At 60.1% G+C, this 20036-nt stretch carries 18 protein-coding genes; 8 read left to right on the top strand and 10 right to left on the bottom strand.

The window, feature by feature from the left end:
• Positions 1 to 287, bottom strand: a 287-nt coding sequence (locus tag AB7F49_RS12615) for a hypothetical protein (RefSeq protein WP_428522789.1), incomplete at its 3' end; no start/stop codon positions are given.
• A gap of 746 nt (positions 288 to 1033) precedes the next feature.
• Between AB7F49_RS12615 and AB7F49_RS12610 the strand changes: the two genes are divergently transcribed.
• Positions 1034 to 1981 carry a Bug family tripartite tricarboxylate transporter substrate binding protein gene (locus AB7F49_RS12610; protein WP_428522787.1) on the top strand — a complete coding sequence of 316 codons (948 nt, stop codon included), beginning with the start codon at positions 1034 to 1036 and terminating at the stop codon, positions 1979 to 1981.
• A 139-nt stretch (positions 1982 to 2120) separates the two neighbouring features.
• On the opposite strand, the gene AB7F49_RS12605 is transcribed toward AB7F49_RS12610, so the two are convergent.
• The 5 genes from AB7F49_RS12605 to AB7F49_RS12585 form a co-directional block, all read right to left on the bottom strand.
• The gene (locus AB7F49_RS12605; RefSeq protein ID WP_428522785.1) at positions 2121 to 2537 is read right to left on the bottom strand and encodes a NifU family protein; all 417 of its coding nucleotides are present in this window, start codon (positions 2535 to 2537) and stop codon (positions 2121 to 2123) included.
• Positions 2534 to 3565 carry an amidohydrolase family protein gene (locus AB7F49_RS12600; protein WP_428522783.1) on the bottom strand — a complete coding sequence of 344 codons (1032 nt, stop codon included), beginning with the start codon at positions 3563 to 3565 and terminating at the stop codon, positions 2534 to 2536. Before AB7F49_RS12600 ends, AB7F49_RS12605 begins: the two co-directional genes overlap by 4 nt.
• Positions 3552 to 4622, bottom strand: a complete 1071-nt coding sequence (locus AB7F49_RS12595; RefSeq protein WP_428522797.1) for a 2-dehydropantoate 2-reductase — start codon at positions 4620 to 4622, stop codon at positions 3552 to 3554. Before AB7F49_RS12595 ends, AB7F49_RS12600 begins: the two co-directional genes overlap by 14 nt.
• A 39-nt stretch (positions 4623 to 4661) precedes the next feature.
• A complete protein-coding gene (locus tag AB7F49_RS12590) occupies positions 4662 to 6158 on the bottom strand; it encodes an aldehyde dehydrogenase family protein (RefSeq protein WP_428522781.1) in 1497 nt (498 codons plus the stop codon).
• A 72-nt stretch (positions 6159 to 6230) separates the two neighbouring features.
• Positions 6231 to 7091: a GntR family transcriptional regulator gene (locus AB7F49_RS12585; protein ID WP_428522779.1), complete on the bottom strand. Its 861-nt coding sequence runs from the start codon at positions 7089 to 7091 to the stop codon at positions 6231 to 6233.
• Positions 7092 to 7457: 366 nt separating this feature from the next.
• Between AB7F49_RS12585 and AB7F49_RS12580 the strand changes: the two genes are divergently transcribed.
• The 5 genes from AB7F49_RS12580 (at position 7458) to AB7F49_RS12560 (ending at position 13232) form a co-directional block, all read left to right on the top strand.
• Complete coding sequence (locus AB7F49_RS12580; protein ID WP_428522777.1) at positions 7458 to 8432, top strand: ABC transporter substrate-binding protein; 975 nt, start codon at positions 7458 to 7460, stop codon at positions 8430 to 8432.
• 64 nt (positions 8433 to 8496) lie between these two features.
• A complete protein-coding gene (locus AB7F49_RS12575) occupies positions 8497 to 9462 on the top strand; it encodes an ABC transporter substrate-binding protein (protein WP_428522775.1) in 966 nt (321 codons plus the stop codon).
• Positions 9463 to 9559: 97 nt separating this feature from the next.
• A complete protein-coding gene (locus AB7F49_RS12570) occupies positions 9560 to 11590 on the top strand; it encodes a sensor histidine kinase (protein WP_428522773.1) in 2031 nt (676 codons plus the stop codon).
• Between the two features lie 2 nt (positions 11591 to 11592).
• Positions 11593 to 11982, top strand: a complete 390-nt coding sequence (locus AB7F49_RS12565; RefSeq protein WP_428522771.1) for a response regulator — start codon at positions 11593 to 11595, stop codon at positions 11980 to 11982.
• Positions 11979 to 13232, top strand: a complete 1254-nt coding sequence (locus AB7F49_RS12560) for an adenylate/guanylate cyclase domain-containing protein (RefSeq protein WP_428522770.1) — start codon at positions 11979 to 11981, stop codon at positions 13230 to 13232. The genes AB7F49_RS12565 and AB7F49_RS12560 overlap by 4 nt, the downstream gene beginning before the upstream one ends.
• 117 nt (positions 13233 to 13349) lie before the next feature.
• On the opposite strand, the gene AB7F49_RS12555 is transcribed toward AB7F49_RS12560, so the two are convergent.
• From AB7F49_RS12555 to AB7F49_RS12545, 3 genes are all read right to left on the bottom strand, one after another.
• Positions 13350 to 14654, bottom strand: coding sequence for a TRAP transporter large permease (locus AB7F49_RS12555; protein WP_428522768.1), 1305 nt, complete (start codon positions 14652 to 14654; stop codon positions 13350 to 13352).
• Positions 14655 to 14660: 6 nt separating this feature from the next.
• The gene (locus tag AB7F49_RS12550) at positions 14661 to 15122 is read right to left on the bottom strand and encodes a TRAP transporter small permease (protein ID WP_428522766.1); all 462 of its coding nucleotides are present in this window, start codon (positions 15120 to 15122) and stop codon (positions 14661 to 14663) included.
• Positions 15123 to 15194: 72 nt separating this feature from the next.
• On the bottom strand, positions 15195 to 16223 hold the full coding sequence (locus AB7F49_RS12545; RefSeq protein WP_428522764.1) for a TRAP transporter substrate-binding protein: 1029 nt from the start codon (positions 16221 to 16223) through the stop codon (positions 15195 to 15197).
• A gap of 822 nt (positions 16224 to 17045) precedes the next feature.
• Between AB7F49_RS12545 and AB7F49_RS12540 the strand changes: the two genes are divergently transcribed.
• Together AB7F49_RS12540 and AB7F49_RS12535 are read left to right on the top strand one after the other, a co-directional pair.
• A complete protein-coding gene (locus AB7F49_RS12540) occupies positions 17046 to 18080 on the top strand; it encodes a uroporphyrinogen decarboxylase family protein (protein ID WP_428522762.1) in 1035 nt (344 codons plus the stop codon).
• A 159-nt stretch (positions 18081 to 18239) separates the two neighbouring features.
• A complete protein-coding gene (locus AB7F49_RS12535; protein WP_428522760.1) occupies positions 18240 to 18683 on the top strand; it encodes a MarR family winged helix-turn-helix transcriptional regulator in 444 nt (147 codons plus the stop codon).
• Here the strand turns inward: AB7F49_RS12535 and AB7F49_RS12530 are convergent.
• Positions 18632 to 19816 (bottom strand): FAD-dependent monooxygenase, encoded by a 1185-nt coding sequence (locus tag AB7F49_RS12530; RefSeq protein WP_428522758.1) that lies wholly within the window; start codon positions 19814 to 19816, stop codon positions 18632 to 18634. The genes AB7F49_RS12535 and AB7F49_RS12530 overlap by 52 nt on opposite strands.
• Positions 19817 to 20036: the final 220 nt, after the last annotated feature.

The raw sequence follows: 20036 nt of genomic DNA, 5'->3' as shown, positions 1-20036 counted from the left end.
CGTGTGCTCTTCCGATCTTCGAAGTTCGACACGAACATATTCGCCAGGAGCGTGCCTCCCAGCGACAATTGTATGTTTTGCAGAACGCCCGTGAAATTCTGCGACTCATCGACAAGAAGGTTGAGGCCATTGAGCGTAACGATGTAGCCCCCGAGGGCCGCGGAATAGCTGTTTGGCACACCGGAAAGAGCCGAAGGAGGCGCAAGCGTCTGTCCGGTGAACAGGCGCATGGCGGCGTCAGAACCAATCGGGCTACCGGTATTGGTGTAGACTGTGACGAGCGGCATCTGCTCATTCTCCCCGACAAATGGTCTTTCCCGCCTCGACGCGACAGCGCAGATTACCTTTACGGCATATCGCCGCAACACGCTGGGATGCATTGACAGAAGATTCGCTCGACCAAGTTGTATCGACCGAACTCGATACCCGGCCGCCAGCGGCCTCGCCTTTGTCCAGCTTGCGTATCTGAAACGGCGGACCGGGCCTCGCCGTACCGAACATTTTCGGCGGCGCCTTTTATCGCTGCTGGATGGCGTCAAATGCTCCGATGCTCTCGCGTCATGGCGGGCCGCCGTTGTGTCGGGTTACCCGGCGGGGGCTACTCTTGCTCAGGCAGAAGATCATCGGCGGCACATTATTTATCGAATGCGCAGGCGTCGGATACGTGGCGTTCGCCCGACGATGAAACGGCGTCCAATAGCGGCCCTGCTGTCACAAAACGGGCCGCGTGGCAACGGAGTGTCGCGTTGGAAAAGCGGCGGACCCAGCGTGCCATCATGACCAAGGCCGAGAAGATCTGACCTCAGGCAATCCAAAGGATCGTCCGATACAGGATCGGAAGCCGTGAGCGCCGCTTAAGCAGCGGATCAAGAAGGTTCGGCGGACGCGTCCGCGCAGGAACCGCGCGCCACCCCTTCGCCGCCTGAAGCCCGGCCATCCACGATCGTATCTTGCATAAGGCGTCTAGACATCTGCAGACGTCTGTGAAACGATAATCCAATAATTCAAGAACGAACCCACGGGAGGACGCAGCATGCTCCGGCGCATCGGAATCGGGGTCGCCCTGCTTTTTGCAGCAATCGCGGCGGCAAATACGGGTCATTCAAATGAACGCTATCCAAGCCAGCCGGTGCGGATCATTGTTCCCTTCGGTCCCGGCAGCCTGAGCGACATCATGGCCCGCATCGTTGCGGACGGACTCAGCGCAAAATGGAAACAGCAGGTGATCGTTGAAAACCGGCCAGGCGTAGCCGGCTCAGCTGCCGCGGCAAAGGTGGCTCCGGACGGCTATACCCTGATGATCACGTCAAACGGACACACCGTGATCGGACTCACCAACAAGAACCTGCCATTCGATCCGGTAAAGGATTTTACAGGCATCACGCGCATCAGTTCGCTTCCGATGTCGCTTATCGTGAACTTGGATGTTCCTGCCGAAAATCTCAAGGAACTGGTTGCACTTGCAAAGGCCAGTCCGGGCAAGCTTAATTTCACATCGCCTGGCCTTGCGAGTACAGCCTATATTGCCGCTGCCCTCTTCCGGCAACATGCGCATATCAATGTCCAGCATATCCCTTACAAGTCTGCTCCAGAATCGCTTACCGCGATCCTCCGCGGAGACGCGCAGATGTATTTCGCGGCCGTTAATCTCGCCCTCGAGCAGGTTCAGGGGAAAAAGGTTCGCGTTATCGCCATGGCGACCGAAAAACGGGTCGCCGACATGCCGAACGTGCCGACATTTCGCGAGGCCGGTCTTGAGTTTGTCTATGACTCCTGGTTCGGGCTCATGGCACCCGCCGGAGTCAAACCCGAAATCCTTCAGCAACTGAATCGGGACACGATCGCAGTCCTGCAGTCCCCGGAGACGCAAGCGAGAATGGCCAAACAATCAGCCATGATTGTGTTCGATGAGCCTGGAGCCTTCGACAAGATCATTCGGGAAGAAACCGACAAGATGGCGAGCATCTTCAAGACGCAGTAGCGTTCCGGAGCCACCCGCAGCCTTGCGCTGCATCCGGCTGTACCGATACCGATTGCGCGGCGAACTTCGTGCCGCGCAATCCCTTGCACCAGTCTCGCCACCTCCAAACCAGACTTTCAGCGCTTGGACTTGATTCCAGTCAGGTGGACCGCACCGTCCCTCCTGGCCGGAACGTATAGCCACGATACATCTCGGCGGTTCTCTGCAAGGCCATTTTCGACAGCCGGACTCCCCTGACGTCGACCTCACGCACACCAGGAATTTCCATCAGTCGCTGCCGAACCCCGATCGCGTAGGTCACACTCTGCAAGGCGCAGCCCCGGCAGGCGCCTTGGAATTCCAGTTCCACGCGGCCGTCCTCGTCGATTGCAAGGAGATCGATCCCGCCGCCGTGGATCAGCAGCAACGGCCGGATCTCCAGATTCAGAACCTCGACGACACAATCTTCGAGGTCCGCTGACGGGCTCGACCTAGCCGCACTTCCGACGGTACCGGATGACGCTGCCGTGATTGCGGTCGCAACGGTCGACAGCGGCTGCTCTGCAGATCGCTTCATGCCGCGGTTCGCTCACGGGCACGCGCCTGCCGCTTTGCTGCTTCAACGTCGACGCCGAACAGGCGCGCCTGATTTTCACCGAGAATTCTGCGCTTGTCTTGCTGCGTAATCTGTGGATAGCCGTAGCGGTCCTGCAATTCTTCCGGAATCTCCATGTTCCAGAACCAGTCGATCATCGGCTGGGGATTGCCGAATAGAGGCGCTTCCGACCCCCATAGAATACGCTCCGAGCCGACATCGCGAAGGAGGCGTCCCATATAGTCCTTGAACTGCCACGGCGCGATCATCGGCAAATGCATCGTTCCCGAGAGGACCAGAATTACATTCGGAAACCGCGCAGCGATATAGACCGTCTCTTCGAAATAGGGCAGCGCGAGATGGTGAATCGCGAAAGTCAGGTCCGGGAAATCCGTTGCGGCGCCCTGGATATCCAACGGGCTGAGGTCTTCGAGCCGCGCCCGCGTGATCGGAAATCCCTTGTGGAATTGCAGGACCTTGATGCCGAGCTCGCGCGCACGTTCGTAAAGCGGATAAGCGAGCACAGGGTCGTCCGCGCGCCATGACTTGCCGATATGAGCATTGTAGAATTTGAACGACTTGGCGCCGAGCACTTTGACCTGTCTGTCCATCTCTTCCAGAGCGCCCTCCACGCTCGGATAGAGAGGATCGACACCCCCACAAAACATCACGCGGTCGGGAAATGCACGGGCAAATTCATATTGAGCCTCGACTGGCGCAAATCCCTTCTTGTAGACGTCGTACAGGACGACGGCCTGGACCATCGCCATGTCGGTCGCGGAATCGTCAAACAGAAGCTTGCCGAGATCCTTCGGATTCCATCTCCGCGCAAAGCTCGCATACATGTCACCATTGCCATAGGTCAGCTCTTGGCCGGACGTGCGACGCCGGTCGCCGAGGCGCAAATGGAAGGCCCGATCCAGCCCGCTGTCGGGTCGCGCCATATTGGCGTCGGAAAGATCGTAATTGTGCACGGCGTTGTCGAAGATGAAGACGTCATTGTTGAGCATCGTGCTTCTCCCTGCTGCCGGCGCCCATTGGACGGGACACGCCTTGTGATTCCAAATATTGCAGCGACGTGGCAGGATATCCGTACAGCGATGCCTGCAGCGCACGCTCCTGAACCAGCGTAAGAACAAGATCGATCGTCGGAGTGGCCACTCCGGTCATCCGTCCAAGTTCCTGTACGGCGGTAACCAGCGCATCGATTTCCATCGAGCGGCCGCGCTCGAGATCCTGCAACATCGACATCTTGTGCCCGACGGCTTTGCCGGCGGCGGCAAGCCGCCGATCCATCATGCCTTCGTCGATTAGGATTCCGAGCGCGTCGCTGACCTTTTTTGCTTCGCCCATCATGACCTTGCAGAGCGCGCGCAGCGAGGGTTCCGTCGTGATGCGATCCAGCGTCGCATGGGTCAGCGCGCTGATCGGATTGAAGCAGACGTTTCCCCAGAGCTTCAGCCAGAGATTCCATCGAATTTCGTCGCGAACCGGGGCATCGAAACCTGCCCGCGACATGATTGCGGCCAGCGACCTGACCCTCGGAGAGATCGATCGATCTGGCTCTCCAAGCGTGAAACGGTTGAATTCGTGATGTTCGATGATGCCCGGAGCGACCACCTCACAGGCCGGATCGACAACGCAGCCGATCGCCCGTTCCGGACCGATGATGCTCCATTGGCGCCCGCCGGGATCGACGGATTCGAGATGCCGGCCGTCCAATGCGCCACCGTTCTTATAAAAGTACCACCAGGGAATTCCGTTCATGGCGGTCACGACGGCCGTATGCGGTCCCAGTAGAGGAACAATGTCCTGAGCATGCTCGTGTGCCTGATGGGCCTTGAGCGCGCAGAACACGTATTCCTGATGCCCGAAGGCATCCGCACGGTCGCTTGCGGGAATCAATACATTTTTTTCGACCCCGCCAATCCGCAGAGTGAGCCCGCTCGATCTGATCGCTTCGAGGTGCGCGCCGCGTGCGATGACACAGACATCTTCGCCCGCCAGCGCCAGTTCAGCGGCCAGATAGCCACCGATGGCGCCCGCGCCAAAAACGCAAATCTTCACCATTTTCGCGCCATTTCATCAGACGCCGCACCCGGCAAATCAGATTTCGAACCGCGACTTGAAGCGATCGAGCCCGACGGTCACGCTCTTCACTTGCGTATATTCGTGCATGGCTTCGGATCCATGCTCCCTGCCGATGCCGCTCAGCTTGTAGCCGCCGAACGGGATCTCCGACTGATAACCGTATGCGTTGAGGAAGACGTTGCCGGATTCCAGTTCCTGCGCAATGTGATGGCTGACCCGAATATCGTTCGACCAGACATAGCTTGCGAGCCCGAAATCGGAGTCGTTGGCCATCGTGATCGCCTCGTCGATCTGGCGATACGGCGTCACGCACAGCACCGGACCGAACAATTCGTCGCGCGCCACGGCCATGTCCGGCTGGACGTCGGTGACGATGGTCGGACGAATGAAATTCCCCTTTGCGAGACCCGCGCCGAGCTCTTTCTTGCCGCCGCAATAGACCTTGGCGCCTGCGGTTTCAGCGGCATTGACCTGCTTCAGGATGTCATCCAGCCGCTCCGGCGTCATCAGCGGACCGAGTTGGGTTTTCCCATCGAGAGGGTTGCCCATCGGGATGCGCTCCGCCATCGCTGCCAGGTCGGCGACGAACTTGTCGTGAATCTTTGCAGGCAGGAACAATCGCGTGCCTGCAAAGCAAACCTCCGCCTTGCGGGCGAAAGCCTGGGTCAGAACGCCATCAAGGGTCTCGGCCCAGTCGATATGCTCGTCGACAATGATTGGTCCCTTGCCGCCGAGTTCGAGCACGGCTGGAGTGATCGTGTAGGCAGCCTGGCGAAGGATCTCGCGCCCACCCTCGGTACCACCCGTGAAGATGATCTTGCGGACTTTCGGATGCTCAACGATGCGCTTGCCGACAGTGCGCCCGGCTCCGGTGATGACATTGATGGTTCCTTCCGGAAACCCGGCCTCATCGACCAGTTCGGAAAAGCGAAGGATGCTCAGCGGCGCGACGATGGACGGCTTCACCACCATCGTGTTGCCGCAAGCGACCGCGGCGCCGAACCCGCGCGCCATGAGTTTCAGCGGAGTGTTCCAGGGCACGATCTGGCCGATCACCCCGAATGGCTCACGACGAGTGTAATTGAAGCGCGTCCCAAGATCCTGGTATGCGCCCTCGATCTTGCCGGCGAGACCGGCAAAATATTCAAGATGAATGGCCGAGGTCGCTATCTCCATCCGGGTTTCCCGGATCGGGATGCCGGTATCGATCGACTCGATGGTGGCGAACGCTTCAACATCGCGTCGCAGCAGGTCGGCGAGACGGTGCAGCAATACGCCGCGCTCACGTCCGGTAAGCCGTTTCCAGGACGGATGCTTGAATGCGCTGTGCGCGGCGTCGATCGCCGCATCGACCTGCTCTTCGCTGGCCGGCGCAATCTTGCAGATTTCGCTGTTGTCGTAAGGGTTGGTGATGCTGGCCGCTGGCGCACCCGCGCCGCGGACGAACTTGCCCGAAATATAAAGGTCGGTGGTAATCCGAGCCTTCACGTCCTTCAGCGCTACGACTTCCATAATCGGACTCCTCGACGCGGGAGAGGGACACCCGCCTAATGTATTAGACGTCTATCATAATAATACAAGTTGTCAATCGGCCCGGGTCGCGGGCTGTCTGCGCACGGACGGTGAGCGGGACGGCTTGCGCACCGCCGGCGCGGGATCGTCCCTTGAATAGATGCGAACAACCTTGGCCGAGCTGCTGCGCGGCAGGGTGATTTCGAAGCGCATGCGGCCAGGCGGATAGATGAACTTGGTCAGCTCCAAAACAGAGCCATTGTTCGAATAAGTGATGCGATCGGTAGCGAGACAGATGTCACCCGGCTTCATGTGCAGGTGACCGGCGGTTACCGCATCCAGGGCAACCGTCTTGATGACATGTCTCGCCTCCTTGATTACAAGCCCCATGGATTCGAACAGCGAATAGGTGGTCTGGCCGGGCTCCTTCCCCTGCGACAGAATATAGGCGACGCCGCTCATGGAGATCGGCAGGTTGAGGGTTGCGAGCGCGATGGGGACCGAGTTGTGCAAATACAGCCGGGTTAAGTTCGAAATCTCATCATCTCCGGTTCCCAATAGCGCGGCCACCTGCGGATCGGGTTTGACGCGGTCAAGGCCAATGATCTTGATTTCGGGATCTATGCCCTCGCGCCGAAGCGCCTCCACGATCGTCTGAGCTTCTTCGTTCATCTGCTGTCGCAAATGCGGTTCACTGACGAACGTCCCGCGCCCTTGCTGTCGATAGATGAGCCCTCTCTGTTCGAGCTCGGAGAGCGCCTGGCGTATTGTGACCCTGCTGACGCCGAACTCCTTGGTCAGGGCCGCCTCGCTTGGGAGAAGGCTGCCGGGATCGTGCAGGCCGGAACTGATCTTCTCTCGAAGCCTTTCCACGATCTGCAAGTAAAGTGGACTGCCGGAAGCGCGGGTCGCCGCATGGCGGCGGGTGCTCATTGGAATATCCTCAAGAGTTGTCGCCCGTACATGTCTTAGTACAACTCGACGTCTTGTGCACTTGTCAAGCGTGAAATCAACCGGACCTTCGCCGACCCGATGGGATGGAGGCCGCTCCCCGCAACTGGCATGCTGCGATGGCCGCAGGCGTCCGAAAGAGGTGGCTATGACAAGGCTCGCGCGCGACCGGAATCGATCTTGGCATAATCGATCTTGGCATAATCGATCTTGGCATAATCGATCTTGGCATAATCGATCTTGGCCAGAGCGTGTTTCAGGTTCATGCGGTCAACGAGAATGGCCAGCAGAAGCGCATGGACTTTCGGTTCAGCTAGCGGTCACTGGCCGTGCCGACGAGGTGATCAAATGAGGCGTCGCACGTTTCTCGCATCAACCGTCATCGTTTCGGCTTGGTCGCTGATATGGGCGGGAGGAGCGCGCGCGCAGCAAGCGAAGGTTCCGGTGCTCGGCGTGCTCGCGCTCGGCAATCCGCCGCCCGACAACTTCCTGAGGGCGCTGCGCGCGGGCCTGCAGCAACTGGGATATGGCGAAGGCCGCAACATCCGGCTGGAGATTCGGAACGCCGAAGGGAGCGCCGACCGTCTCGCGGGACAGGCGGCCGAACTGGTGGCGGCCAAGGCCGATGTGATCGTCGCCTACCAGACGCCGGCGGCCACCGCCGCCAAAGAAGCTACGAGCGACATTCCGGTGGTGTTCGCAGCCACCGGCGATCCTCTCGGGACAGGACTGATCGCGAGCTATGCCCGCCCGGGCGGCAACCTCACCGGCACAACCGCCGGCGCCGTTGAGGTTGCGGGCAAGACTGTCGAACTGATCCGGGAACTTCTGCCCGCGGCGCGACGCATCGCTGTGCTCGCCAACCAGACCGACCCGTTCACGAAGCCCTATCTCGCCGAAATCCGGCGGGTCGCGGGAATAATGAAACTGGAGGTGCTTCCGGTCATGGTGCGGCCATCCGAGCCGCTTGATGCCGCGTTCGCGACCATCGTCGCCGATCGCGCCGAAGCCCTTGTGATACAGGGGAGCCTGGTGCGCAAGGACGCGGTGGAACTTGCGACCAGACACCGGCTGCCCACCGTTGGAAGCCCGCACATTCTGCCGCGCCTCGGCGGACTCATGTCATACTCAGCGGACTTCGACGCCATGATGCGGGAGACGGCAGGCCACATCGATAAAATCCTCAAAGGCGCAAAGCCGGCGGAGTTGCCGGTGACTTTCCCGAGCGCATTTGAGATGATTGTCAATCTCAACGCTGCGAAGGCGCTCGGCATTACAATCCCGGAAGCGTTCATGCAGCGCGCGAATGAAGTGATCGAATGATGCGTTGCAGGCGGCTCATTCAGGTGCGGTGAGGCCGCGGTTCGTATGGGAGCGGGACAGAGCGATGAAGACGATTGTTCTTGCGGCTTTGACGGCCACAGCTCTTGCCCCGGCCGTCACGGCGATGGCGCAGGACAAGAAGACCGTCGCTGTTGTCTGCCACTGCCAGCAAAGTCTACCGATGTATAAGGCTTTCGAAGCTCATCTGGCGGAACTCGGCTGGCGCGATGGCGAGAATGTGCGGCTCGTCCGACACTTTTCCGGAGGTGATCCGGCATTGTTGGCCGCGAGCGCCAAGCAAGCGGTCGACGCGCGACCGGACGTCATTTTCGCCGGATTTACCCCGGCGGTGATCACCCTTCAGAAGCACATATCTAACATCCCCGTCATCTTTGCGGGCGTCAGCGATGCGAGCGAAATCGGGGCGGCCACTCATTTCAATCGACCGGAGGGCAATTTCACGGGGTCGATCACCATCAATCGCGAGCTGATGCCCAAGCGTCTTGAAGTCCTGAAAGAGGCGCTGCCGGACCTGCGGACGGTCGGTTATCTCGCAAATCCTAATTACGGCCTGCACAACCCACAGCTGGAGGAAATGGAGGCGGCGGCCAAGCGGCTTGGCGTACAAATGGTGACGGTCACGACCACGTCGCCGGCTCAGTTTGACGCGGCCTTCGTCGAACTCGCGGCGAAGGGCTCGCAGGGCTTGATCGTGCAACAGGATCCGCTGTTCACGGGTCAGGCGTCGCGCATTGTTGCTCTGGCGGAAAAACACAAACTGCCGACAATCTATGCGCTGCGCAATTTCTTCGACGCTGGCGGTCTGATGTGGTACGGCGCTGACATTCCGGCGACATTCGCGCGCGCCGCCGACTACGTGGATCGCGTGCTGAAGGGCGCTCGACCGGCAGACCTTCCGATCGAACGTCCGGCGAAAGTTTATCTCACGATCAACGGCAAACTCGCCCAGCAGATGGGCGTCCCTCTCAGCCCGATCATCCTGTCCCGCGCTGACGAGGTAATCGAATGATTCGCCGAGCCGTGTTATGCCAGCGCCTGCGTGACCGCATGGACGGGCGCTATCCGAAGGAGACAGGGCTGACTAGTGCGCCCGTCTGCTACAAGCCGTGACGATTGCCTCCGCCCACGACAATGCGTCTGCCGGACCGGACACCACAGTCGGTCCGGCGCAGGGCGTGGCGCAGCCGCGGGCGCGCAGCCGTCTGTTCGCCAAATATGTTGGATTGTTCGCGGCGGTAGTGAGCGTCGCTCTGCTCGGCAACGGCATTTTCGACGTCTGGTTCTATTATCGGGAACACAAGAACGCGCTGGTGCGGATCCAGCGCGAGCAGGCCGAGGCGGCTTCGGCGAAGATCGGGCAATTCATCACCGAGATAGAAAGCCAGCTCGGCTGGACCACGCAGTTGCCGTGGTCGACCGGCACGGTCGAGCAGCGCAGGTTCGACGCGCTGCGGCTTCTGCGTCAGGTTCCCGCAATCACGGAATTGTCGCAGCTCGACGCCACCGGCAAGGAGCGGCTGCGGGTCTCGCGCCTCGCCATGGATGTGATCGGCAGCAACACCGACTATTCGCAAGACCCGAAATTCAAGGAGGCCGTGGCCCACAAGGTCTATTACGGCCCGGTCTATTTCCGGCGCGAATCCGAGCCGTACATGACTCTGGCGATTACGGGGACGCGCAAGGATGCCGGCGTCAGCGTCGCCGAGGTCAATCTCAAGCTGATCTGGGATGTCGTATCGCAGATCAAGGTCGGCGAGCGCGGGCAGGCCTATGTCGTCGACGCGCAGGGCCGGCTCATAGCGCACCCCGATATCAGCCTGGTTCTGCGCAATACCGATATGTCGAAACTGTCGCAGGTGAATGCCGCGCGCGGCGGCCCAGGCGGCACGGACCCCACGCAAGCCGTTCAGAATATCCAGGGCAAGAGCGTCCTGACCGCACATGCCCCGGTGCCCAAACTGGGCTGGCAGGTTTTCGTCGAGCTGCCGGCGGATGAGGCAAACGCCCCGCTATATTCGGCGCTACGGCGTCTCGCCCTGATCCTGCTGGCTGCGCTGATTTTTGCAGTCCTGGCGGGCATGTTCCTGGCGCGGCGCATGGTCGGGCCGATCCGCGCCTTGCAGCTCGGCGCCGCCCGCATCGGCAGCGGCGATCTCTCGCATCGCATCTCGGTCAAGACCGGCGATGAGCTCGAGGCGCTTGCCGATCAATTCAACGATATGACCAAACGGCTCGAAGAGTCATATGCGGGCCTCGAGCAGAAGGTCGCGCAGCGCACCGCCGAATTGTCAAAATCGCTGCACGAGTTGCGGGCCGCCCAGGACCGGCTGGTTCAGACTGAAAAGCTCGCCTCGCTCGGCCAGTTGACCGCCGGCATTGCGCACGAGATCAAGAATCCGCTCAACTTCGTTAACAATTTTTCTTCGATTTCCACCGAACTGCTCGACGAGTTGCAGGATGCGGTGAGGGGCGCGAAGCTCGAACCCGGCATCGCCGCGGAGGTGATCGAACTCGGCGACATGCTGCGCGGCAACCTCGAAAAGATCGTTCAGCACGGAAAGCGCGCCGACTCCATCGTCAAGAACATGCTGTTGCATTCCCGCACCGGATCCGGAGAGCATCGTCCGGTGGGCATCAACGCGATCGTCGAGGAAAGCCTGAACCTGGCCTACCATGGCGCTCGGGCGGAAAGGCAGGGCTTCAACATCACCCTGGAAAGGTCCTTCGATCCGGATGCCGGCGACGTCGATCTGTTCCCGCAGGAAATGACGCGCGTGTTTCTGAATCTGATCTCGAACGGTTTTTACGCCGCGACCAAACGCAAGGCCGACAGCGCCGACGGCAGCTTCGAACCGGTTCTGGCGATCGCCACCAGAAACCTCGGCAACCGGGTGGAAATCAGGATTCGCGACAACGGAATCGGTATTCCGCCGGAGGTGAAGGAAAAGATGTTCGATCCGTTCTTCACGACAAAACCGGCCGGAGAGGGCACCGGCCTCGGTCTGTCCATCAGCTATGATATCATCGTCAAGCAGCATTCCGGCACGATCGAAGTCGACACAAGGGCCGGTGAGTTCACGGAATTCAGGATCACATTGCCGCGCAATGCGGCGTCTTTCGGAAAACCGGAGGGGTAGCCGTGAGTCTGTTGGTATTGGTGGTGGACGACGAACCGGATGTCGAGGCTCTGTTCCGCCAGCAGTTCCGCCGCGAATTGCGGGCGGAACGTTTCGTGATGATCTTCGCTCACTCCGCCGCAGAGGCGCTGCAAAAGATCGCGGATTCGTCCATCCCCTCGCTGATCCTGATCCTGTCCGACATCAACATGCCTGGGATGAGCGGGCTCGAACTTCTTCCGAAAGCCAAGGCGATCCGGCCGGATGTGCCCATCATCATGATAACGGCCTACGGCGACGCGGAGACCCGGCGCAAGGCGCTGGACGGCGGTGCCGAGGCTTTGATCACGAAGCCGATCGATTTCGGAACGCTGCGCCATGAAATCGAGTCGCGAATCGGCCAGGCCGCATGAACTGTCCCCGCATTCTTGTCGTCGACGACGAACCCGATCTGGAATCCCTGCTGTCGCAAAAGTTCCGGCGCCAGATCAAGGAAGGTACGGTTATTTTCTCGTTCGCACGCGACGGGATCGACGCCCTGGCGATGCTGCAGACTGACCCGGCGGTCGACATGGTCATCAGCGACATCAACATGCCGCGGATGGATGGGCTTTCGCTTCTGGAAAAGCTTCAGGAGCGCGACGGAACGCTCTCAACGATCATCGTGTCGGCCTATGGCGATATGGCCAACATTCGCGTCGCCATGAACCGCGGCGCGTTCGACTTTCTGACCAAGCCGATCGATTTCGGCGACCTTGAGACCACGATCGCCAGAACGATCCGCCATGTCGAGACGATGCGCGAGGCGCAGCGTCGTCAGTCGGAATCGGAACGCGCGCACGCATCGCTGTCGCGCTATTTTTCTCCGAACCTGGCGCTGCGGCTGGCAAGCGACGCCGATGCGGTCAGTCTTGCGGGTCAGCGCCGCGAAATAACCTCACTGTTCACCGACATCGCCGGCTTTACAACGCTTGTCGAGACCCTCGAGCCCGACGTGCTCAGTCCACTGCTCAACGACTATCTCACGGGCATGTCGGATATCGTTTTCCAGCATGACGGAACCGTCGCCAAGATCATCGGAGATGCGCTGCATGTGCTGTTTGGCGCGCCCGGCGACCAGTCCGACCATGCGGCCCGCGCCGCGGCCTGCGCGCTGGAACTGGACCGTTACGCGAGGTCGCTACAGGAACGCTGGCGCCAAAAGGGTATCCCGCTCGGCGAGACAAGAATAGGCGCGCATTCCGGCCCGGCCATCGTCGGAAATTTCGGCGGGGGCCGGTTCTTCGATTACACGGCCTATGGAGACACGATCAATATCGCGGCGCGGCTGGAAGCCGTCAACAAACAATTGGGCACGCGGATTTGCGTCAGCGGCGATCTGGCCTCGCGCATTGACGCTTTTGCCGGCCGGCCGGTTGGCGACATCGTTCTGCGCGGACGGAGCAGCGCCATGCGTGTTTACGAGCCGCTGACCGAAGACCAGCATGCACATCCATCGACCGCCAGTTATGCGAAGGCGTTCGGACTGCTGGAAGCGTCCGACGCCGGCGCCATGGCCGCATTCGCCGCGCATGTCGGCAACTTTTCCGACGACAAGCTTGGCGGATTCCATCTGAGGCGGCTGCTGAACGGCGCAACCGGCACGCAGATCGTGATGCAATAGTCAGAAACTCGTTTGGCGGCGGTCAGGCGGAGCTTCGGCAAATGGCCGAGAGTGTCTTCACTACGGTACGAACGACTCAACGAGCAGAGAATGCTTTGCGGCCTAACCCAAATATCGTCAATTCATTAGCCGTCCCAAGTACAATGACAACGACGGGAACGCCACCAGAAGCGCGAGCCAGACCAGATCGGCGATCACAAATGGCATCGCGCCGCGATATATGTTCACGATGCCAATGTCAGGCACCATGTTGTTGATGATGAAACAGACGATACCCACGGGCGGAGCAATCAGTCCGATCTGAATGGTGACGACCACCAGCACCCCAAACCACACGGGATCGAAGCCGAGATTCACGACGATCGGAAACACGATCGGAATGGTCAGCAGCATGATCGCGAGTTCGTCCACGAACATGCCGACGATTATGTAGAATGCCAGGATCGCGATCACGACTCCAATCGGACCGACCGGCAAACTCTCGAGTGCCTCGCCGAGCAGTTGGGAAAGCTGGCTTACCGCCAGGAAATATTGAAATAGGAACGCCGCGATGAGGATGAAGAATATGGCAGCGGATGTACGCAAGGCTTCGATAAGGCTCTCTTCTACTGCCGACCATGGCAGGCGCCCGCGTGCGACACCAATGATCAGAGCACCGAAGACGCCGAGACCGGCCGCTTCGGTAATGGTCACGACGCCGAAATAGATGCCACCCATCACCAGCGCGAACAGAAGGCCCGTCGCCCAGATTGCGCGCAGGCTGGCGAGTTTCTCCTTGCGATCTGCCCGCGAACCACGTGGGAGCCATTCGGGTCTCAGCAGAAAGATTATCTGGACGGTGATGCAATACATCACGATCGCCATCAGGCCTGGCACGATTCCCGCGATGAACAGCGACACAACATCTGTATCGGTGAGCACCGCGTAGAGAATGAACATCACCGACGGCGGGATCATGATCCCAAGCGTTCCGCCGGCGGCTATTACGCCGGCAGAAAGGCCGGGATCGTTTCCAGCCCGGCGCATTTCGGGTAGTGCCACATGGGTCATGGTCGCCGCGCTCGCGACCGAGGAGCCATTGATCGAGGCGAAGCCTCCGCAGGCGAGGATCGTCGCCATCGCCATGCCGCCCGGAAGATGCCCAACCCAGGCGTTGGCTGCGCGAAACAGCTCGCGGCTCATCCCCGAAGCGGCGACGAGCGCGCCCATCAGGACGAACATCGGAATGACGCTGAAATTGAAATTGGTGACGGTCCGGATCGGCGAGTCGATCAGTATTCCCAAGGCGGGGCCGGGACCGACAAGATAGGCAAAGCCGGCGACCGCCACAGAGGCCAGGCTTATCGCGATCGGCACGCGGATCAGCATCAGCGCGAGGACGGCGACACAGCCACTGACAGCAACAAGCATCTGTTCGGACATGCGCGGTTACCGCCTTTGCACGACGACCTGCCACCAGCGGATGCCGGCAGTGGTCGCGGCGGCAAGCACCCCGAGTGCGGCCAGCGTGTAGCCTGTCCAGATCGGAATGCGCAGTTCGGTGGAGATCTCGCCTGTCGCCAAGATGTCGAACGTCTTGTAGGTCATGGCAAAGCCGAACAGCGCCATGAAGGCGAGATTGACGGTGTAGGCGGCGAGATCCATCACGCGACGCGGCCGCGGGCCCGAGAATTCGTAGAGGACATCTACGGTGACGTGCCGGTTTGCGTATGTCGCCGTCGCGATCCCCCAGAAGATCGCGATACCTTGCATGGTCTGCCCGATGATGAAGCCATCGGGGATATGCACGTTGAAGGTATAACGCAGGATCGCCTGGCTGCAGGTGATGACCGCAAGGACCCCGATCAGGTACCCGGCGATCCGCTCGACGATGTCAACAAAGGCATTCACGCGCGACGATCCCTGCGGCCGCTCGCCGACCCGCCGGGCTCGAAGCCAGACGGGCCGGAGGAGCGACGGCAATCAGTAGAGTGCGCCGGCCTTCTTGAGCTCTTCCTTGAGCTCGTTCAAAACGACTTCCGGATCGTAGCCCGCGTTCTTCACCGAAGTCGCCCATGCAGCATAGATGGGCTGCGCCGCATCCCGCCACAATTCTAGCTCTTCCGCGCTGGGCTTTGTCAGCTTGCGGCCGGATGTCCGGATGTCTTGCGTGCGCACGACGGCGTCCTTGTACCAATGCGCCTGAATTTTGGCCGACCATTCCGGAGTACACACGGCATCGATCGCCTTCTTTTGAGCCGGAGACAGCGAATCGTAGGTCTTGCGGCTGATGCCATGTGTAAAGGCGGAAACGTACAACGGCACATCCAGCGAATAGGCGGTAACCTCGCCGAATTTGAATGCCGGATGCGTGAGATTGTCCCAGGGAATCGTTATCGCGTCTGTGATTCCGCGCTTCAGCGTATCGTACGCCTCCATGATCGGCACCTGCACGGCATTGCCGCCGGTCGAGGCGATCAGAGTACCGATCGTCTGGTTCGCGGATCGGACTTTCAGCCCCTTCATGTCGCTCGGAACGCGAATTTCCTTCTTTGCGGAGTGAAATGTGCCGGGCTCATGCAAGACGATCGCGCAGACGTAATGGTCCGACATCTCCTTTTCCGCGTATTTGGCATACCAACGGCGGATCGCCGGCGCCGCCTTGCTGCTGTCGGAGACCAGGAACGGCAGATCCACCGCCGCGATAACCGGGAAGCGACCCGCGGTGTAACCCGGGCTGATGAGACCAACGTCAGCAATACCGCGCCGCACCATGTCGTAGTGATCGGACCCGGACCCGAGCTGGCTGGACGGGAACAGCGTGGTCTTGATGGTGCCGCCAGATTCCTTTTCCAACGCCGCAGCCCAGTCCTTGTAGCCGGGGGTCAACATGTGACTCGGCGCCACCCAATAGCTAAGTCTGAGATTTACCGGCTTGTCTTGTGCGAGGGCCTCCGTCGCAACCATTGACAGGGCGGCCGCTCCCGCGAGCAGAAGGCATTGATACGTCATCTCTGGATCTCCTCTGGCTCTCTCTGTTGAGCTTCCCTACCCGGACTTCAGATCATCCTCGTCGCTTGCTCACTTGTGTGAAGGCATCCACTTCGTTTGGCCGCACTTCTCGGTGCCGAAAACTTCGTTCCTGAGTGGATGCGAATCCTCAGGCCGTGACCTGATCGATACTCCAATCCATCGCCCCGGCCATTGCCGCCACAAACCCTGTGCGCCTGCCTCGCTACTCGATAACCACACACCCCACAGCCGATCCGCGATCAATCCGCAAACTGTGAGCCCCGCACCGCCCATCTTATTGAATTGTATCAATACAAACATATTGTTTGTACAGATACAAGTATTGTATAGCTTTTTGTTTTTCCGTCGCCGTTCCGACTGCGGTCGAGCGAAGCGCACGGCACGTTCACGTCGCACTCGCGCGCAAGTTATGCGCATCGCTCCATTGGCGACCGCAGATCATGCTTGCGCATCGCGTTCTTCCTTCATCCGCTCGTCGTACAGAGCACCACGACCGATGATCACGCGCTTCAGGGGACGCACACCAGAAGTGACATGCGCGGCCAATTCTCGAAACGGTCGCCCGGTCTTCGGTAGTCGCGCGTCGCGCGGGCGGTCCGCGACATTGCCGAGGCGCAGAAATCCTTGGGGGCGCAATCGTGTGCCGATCAATGCGCGCGCACGTACCGCGTTGGCAATGCTTGCAACGAATATGGCTTCGGCATGTTCTTGCGTACGGACCGAACACGTCTATTGTATCGACACAAACATTCGGCTGGCACGCCACCGCGCCGAAACAATACACTTCGGGGAGGACATGAAATGCTGCCCTTGTTGCCCACGTCATTGGTCGGTTCCTACAGTCAGCCAGACTGGCTCATCGACCGCAAGAATCTGGCCGGGCGCTTTCCGCCGCGGGTGCGCGCCAGGGAGCTTTGGCGAGTAGCTCCGGAGTTTCTTGAACAGGCACAAGACGACGCGACGCTGCTCGCGATCCGCGATCAGGAGCGCGCCGGCCTCGATATCATCACCGACGGGGAGATGCGGCGCGAGAGCTATTCGAACCGGTTTGCCACCGCGCTCGACGGCGTCGACATCGACAATCCCGGGACCGCACTCGATCGTTCCGGACATCCGAATCCCGTACCGCGCATCGTTGGACCGGTTCGGCGCAGACATGCCGTCGGCGTGCGCGACGTGAGCTTTCTGCGCACCAACACGGACCGCACGATCAAGATTACCGTGCCCGGCCCGTTCACGATGTCGCAGCAGGCGCAAGACGATTTTTACGGCGATCCGGAAAAGGCTGCGATGGACTACGCCGTCGCGATCAACGAGGAAATCAATGACCTGTTCGCGGCCGGCGCCGATATCGTGCAAATTGACGAACCGTATATGCAGGCGCGGCCTGAGCCGGCACGGCAGTATGGCCTTCGGGCGCTGAACCGGTCCCTCGATGGCGTCAAAGGGACAACCGCAGTGCATATCTGCTTCGGCTATGCCGCCGTCATCCACGCGCGGCCGGCGGGCTATTCGTTCCTGCCGGAGCTCGAGCAATCGCTCGCCAACCAAATCTCCATTGAGACGGCTCAATCCTCGCTCGATACGTCGATCCTCCGAACCCTTCCAACCAAGACCATCATTCTCGGCGTACTGGACCTCTCCGACATGACCGTGGAAGCGCCCGAAACCGTCGCAGCTCGAATTCGCCGCGCCCTGACGCATGTGCCGCCGGAACGCATCGTCGTCGCGCCGGACTGCGGGCTCAAGTATCTGCCACGAGATGTCGCTTGGGGAAAAATGAAGTCGATGGTGGAAGGTGCGAAGATCGTGCGCAGCCAGGTCCAGGGGGGTTGATGGGCGGACCTGATCGCTTGCTGCAGGTCCGGAGCCGTGAGGGACGGAAGGCGGCGCACTGGCGCCGCTTCGATCCCCGCATGTGACCTGACGTCTGGACATGCCGGCTCGGTTCGTCACAAATTCCATTTCGGCGACAGGCTGCCGTGCAGGTGACTCTTGACAACATATGATTACACCAAGCAGGTCGGGCATTTGCTGCGTCGCGCTTACCAACGCCACGTAGCCATATTTCAACAGATCATCCCGGATGAGCAGTTGACGGCGGCACAGTACGTGACGCTTTGCGCATTGCTGGAAAAGCAGCCCTGCTCCCTCAATGACCTGGTCCGCGCCACCGCCATTGACCAGGGAACTGCGCGCGGCGTCGTCGAACGACTGGCTGTGCGAAATCTGATCGTGGTCAGGCCGGACGAGATGGACAAGCGCAAGGTTCTCATCTCGCTGACCGAAGCGGGCGAGCGTCTTGTCAAGGAAATGCAGACTTACGGTCAAGATATCTCCGATATAACCATGAGCAGCCTGAACCCTGCGGAGCGTGTCGCCTTGATCTATTTGCTGTCCAAGATCAGCGAGCCGGGCAAAGAGGGGCCGCCGAATTGACTTGCCTCGTGCGCAGCCACAAGCGGGACCTCGATCGCGTCATACCCGAAGCACCAGGCTGGGTCTTCATCCGTCCGCAGCCAGTCCCCCTGGCGTGATACAAGTTGAACGCGCGTCGCACGTTCGGCGCGGTTCGCCTCATACATTGCGAATGCCGCCTGATAGTTGCCGGTACCGTGCAGTTCGAGGCACCGCTTGAGGATTACGGCGTCTTCGATGGCCATCGCAGCACCCTGTGCCATATGCGGCTTCATCGGGTGGCAGGCATCTCCCAACAGCACGATGCGACCACGGCTCCAGAGTGGAAGCGGACGGCGGTCAAGCAGCGGCCATTTGGATACCGTTGTCGCGGCATCGATCAGTTGCTGGACGGTCTCATGCCAGGTTCCGAAGGATCTGCGCAAATCCGCCTGATCGCTCGGAACCTCACTCAGGCGCATGTCCCATTCCGCCTCAGGAACGCCCGTCACGAAATAGAACTCCTCCGGGCCAAGCGCATAAAACATCAAATGAAGCTTTCCCGACCACCACTTGCAGCAGCGCTCCACGTCTTTGGGCACCTTGCGACTGTCGAGAATTGCGCGATGCGCGATCATCCCGGTGAAGGTGGGCGCTTCGGGCCCCAGCAAGTGCTCGCGCAACCTTGAATTAATTCCGTCAGCGCCGATGACGATGTCGGCCCGCTCGGAAGTCCCATCCGCGAAGGAGAGCACGACTTCATCGGGCGCCTCGGCGACGTCCACCAATTGCTTTCCGAATGAGATAATTCCGGCCGGCACCGTATCGACAATCAATCCGTGAAAATCGCCGCGGTGGACCGTGAGATAGCGGGCGCCATAGCGCTCCACAGCATGGTCACCAAGCCGGATGTTTGCGAGGAGTTCTCCTGTGACCCCGTCGCGGCTGATGAATGCGTTCGGTCGCGCCGAAATCCGTTCCAGCGCAAGATCGATGCCGATCTCGCGCATCACTCGCATTGCATTTGGACCGACATGAATTCCCGCGCCGAGGCGCGCGAGCCTTTGCGCCTGCTCATACACACGGACATCGAACCCGGCTCGAGCAAACAACGATGCAGCGGTTGCGCCGCCAAGACCCGCCCCCACCACCGCGATTCTCGCAGAAGAAGCCATTTTTATCTCTGCCGCTGCCACTTCGGACGAGAGCGTAGCGGGCCTTGAGCGATTTTTCTAGTGTCTACACTTAAATAATGAGAGGATGGACGCGCCATTATATAAGCTAAGCCTGAAATTGGAATTTCACTTGTAACATCGTTTATAGTGTGTAGACTTGTATTAGGTGCTTTCAGCCGGCCGGTTTTCCGTCTCGGGCCTGTTCGATCTTGGCGGGCGA

This window comes from Pseudorhodoplanes sp. (genome assembly GCF_050250235.1).
In the GTDB taxonomy this organism is placed as follows: domain Bacteria; phylum Pseudomonadota; class Alphaproteobacteria; order Rhizobiales; family Xanthobacteraceae; genus Pseudorhodoplanes.
Note: the sequence above shows the minus strand (reverse complement) of the source record. Positions and strands in the feature narration are given on the sequence as shown.

Excerpts from the sequence above, each read along its gene's own strand:
- AB7F49_RS12610 (WP_428522787.1), top strand. The coding sequence starts at position 1,034 with ATGCTCCGGCGCATCGGAATCGGGGTCGCCCTGCTTTTTGCAGCAATC.
- AB7F49_RS12605 (WP_428522785.1), bottom strand. The coding sequence starts at position 2,537 with ATGAAGCGATCTGCAGAGCAGCCGCTGTCGACCGTTGCGACCGCAATC.
- AB7F49_RS12600 (WP_428522783.1), bottom strand. The coding sequence starts at position 3,565 with ATGCTCAACAATGACGTCTTCATCTTCGACAACGCCGTGCACAATTAC.
- AB7F49_RS12590 (WP_428522781.1), bottom strand. The coding sequence starts at position 6,158 with ATGGAAGTCGTAGCGCTGAAGGACGTGAAGGCTCGGATTACCACCGAC.
- AB7F49_RS12585 (WP_428522779.1), bottom strand. The coding sequence starts at position 7,091 with ATGAGCACCCGCCGCCATGCGGCGACCCGCGCTTCCGGCAGTCCACTT.
- AB7F49_RS12580 (WP_428522777.1), top strand. The coding sequence starts at position 7,458 with ATGAGGCGTCGCACGTTTCTCGCATCAACCGTCATCGTTTCGGCTTGG.
- AB7F49_RS12575 (WP_428522775.1), top strand. The coding sequence starts at position 8,497 with ATGAAGACGATTGTTCTTGCGGCTTTGACGGCCACAGCTCTTGCCCCG.
- AB7F49_RS12560 (WP_428522770.1), top strand. The coding sequence starts at position 11,979 with ATGAACTGTCCCCGCATTCTTGTCGTCGACGACGAACCCGATCTGGAA.
- AB7F49_RS12555 (WP_428522768.1), bottom strand. The coding sequence starts at position 14,654 with ATGTCCGAACAGATGCTTGTTGCTGTCAGTGGCTGTGTCGCCGTCCTC.
- AB7F49_RS12545 (WP_428522764.1), bottom strand. The coding sequence starts at position 16,223 with ATGACGTATCAATGCCTTCTGCTCGCGGGAGCGGCCGCCCTGTCAATG.
- AB7F49_RS12540 (WP_428522762.1), top strand. The coding sequence starts at position 17,046 with ATGCTGCCCTTGTTGCCCACGTCATTGGTCGGTTCCTACAGTCAGCCA.
- AB7F49_RS12530 (WP_428522758.1), bottom strand. The coding sequence starts at position 19,816 with ATGGCTTCTTCTGCGAGAATCGCGGTGGTGGGGGCGGGTCTTGGCGGC.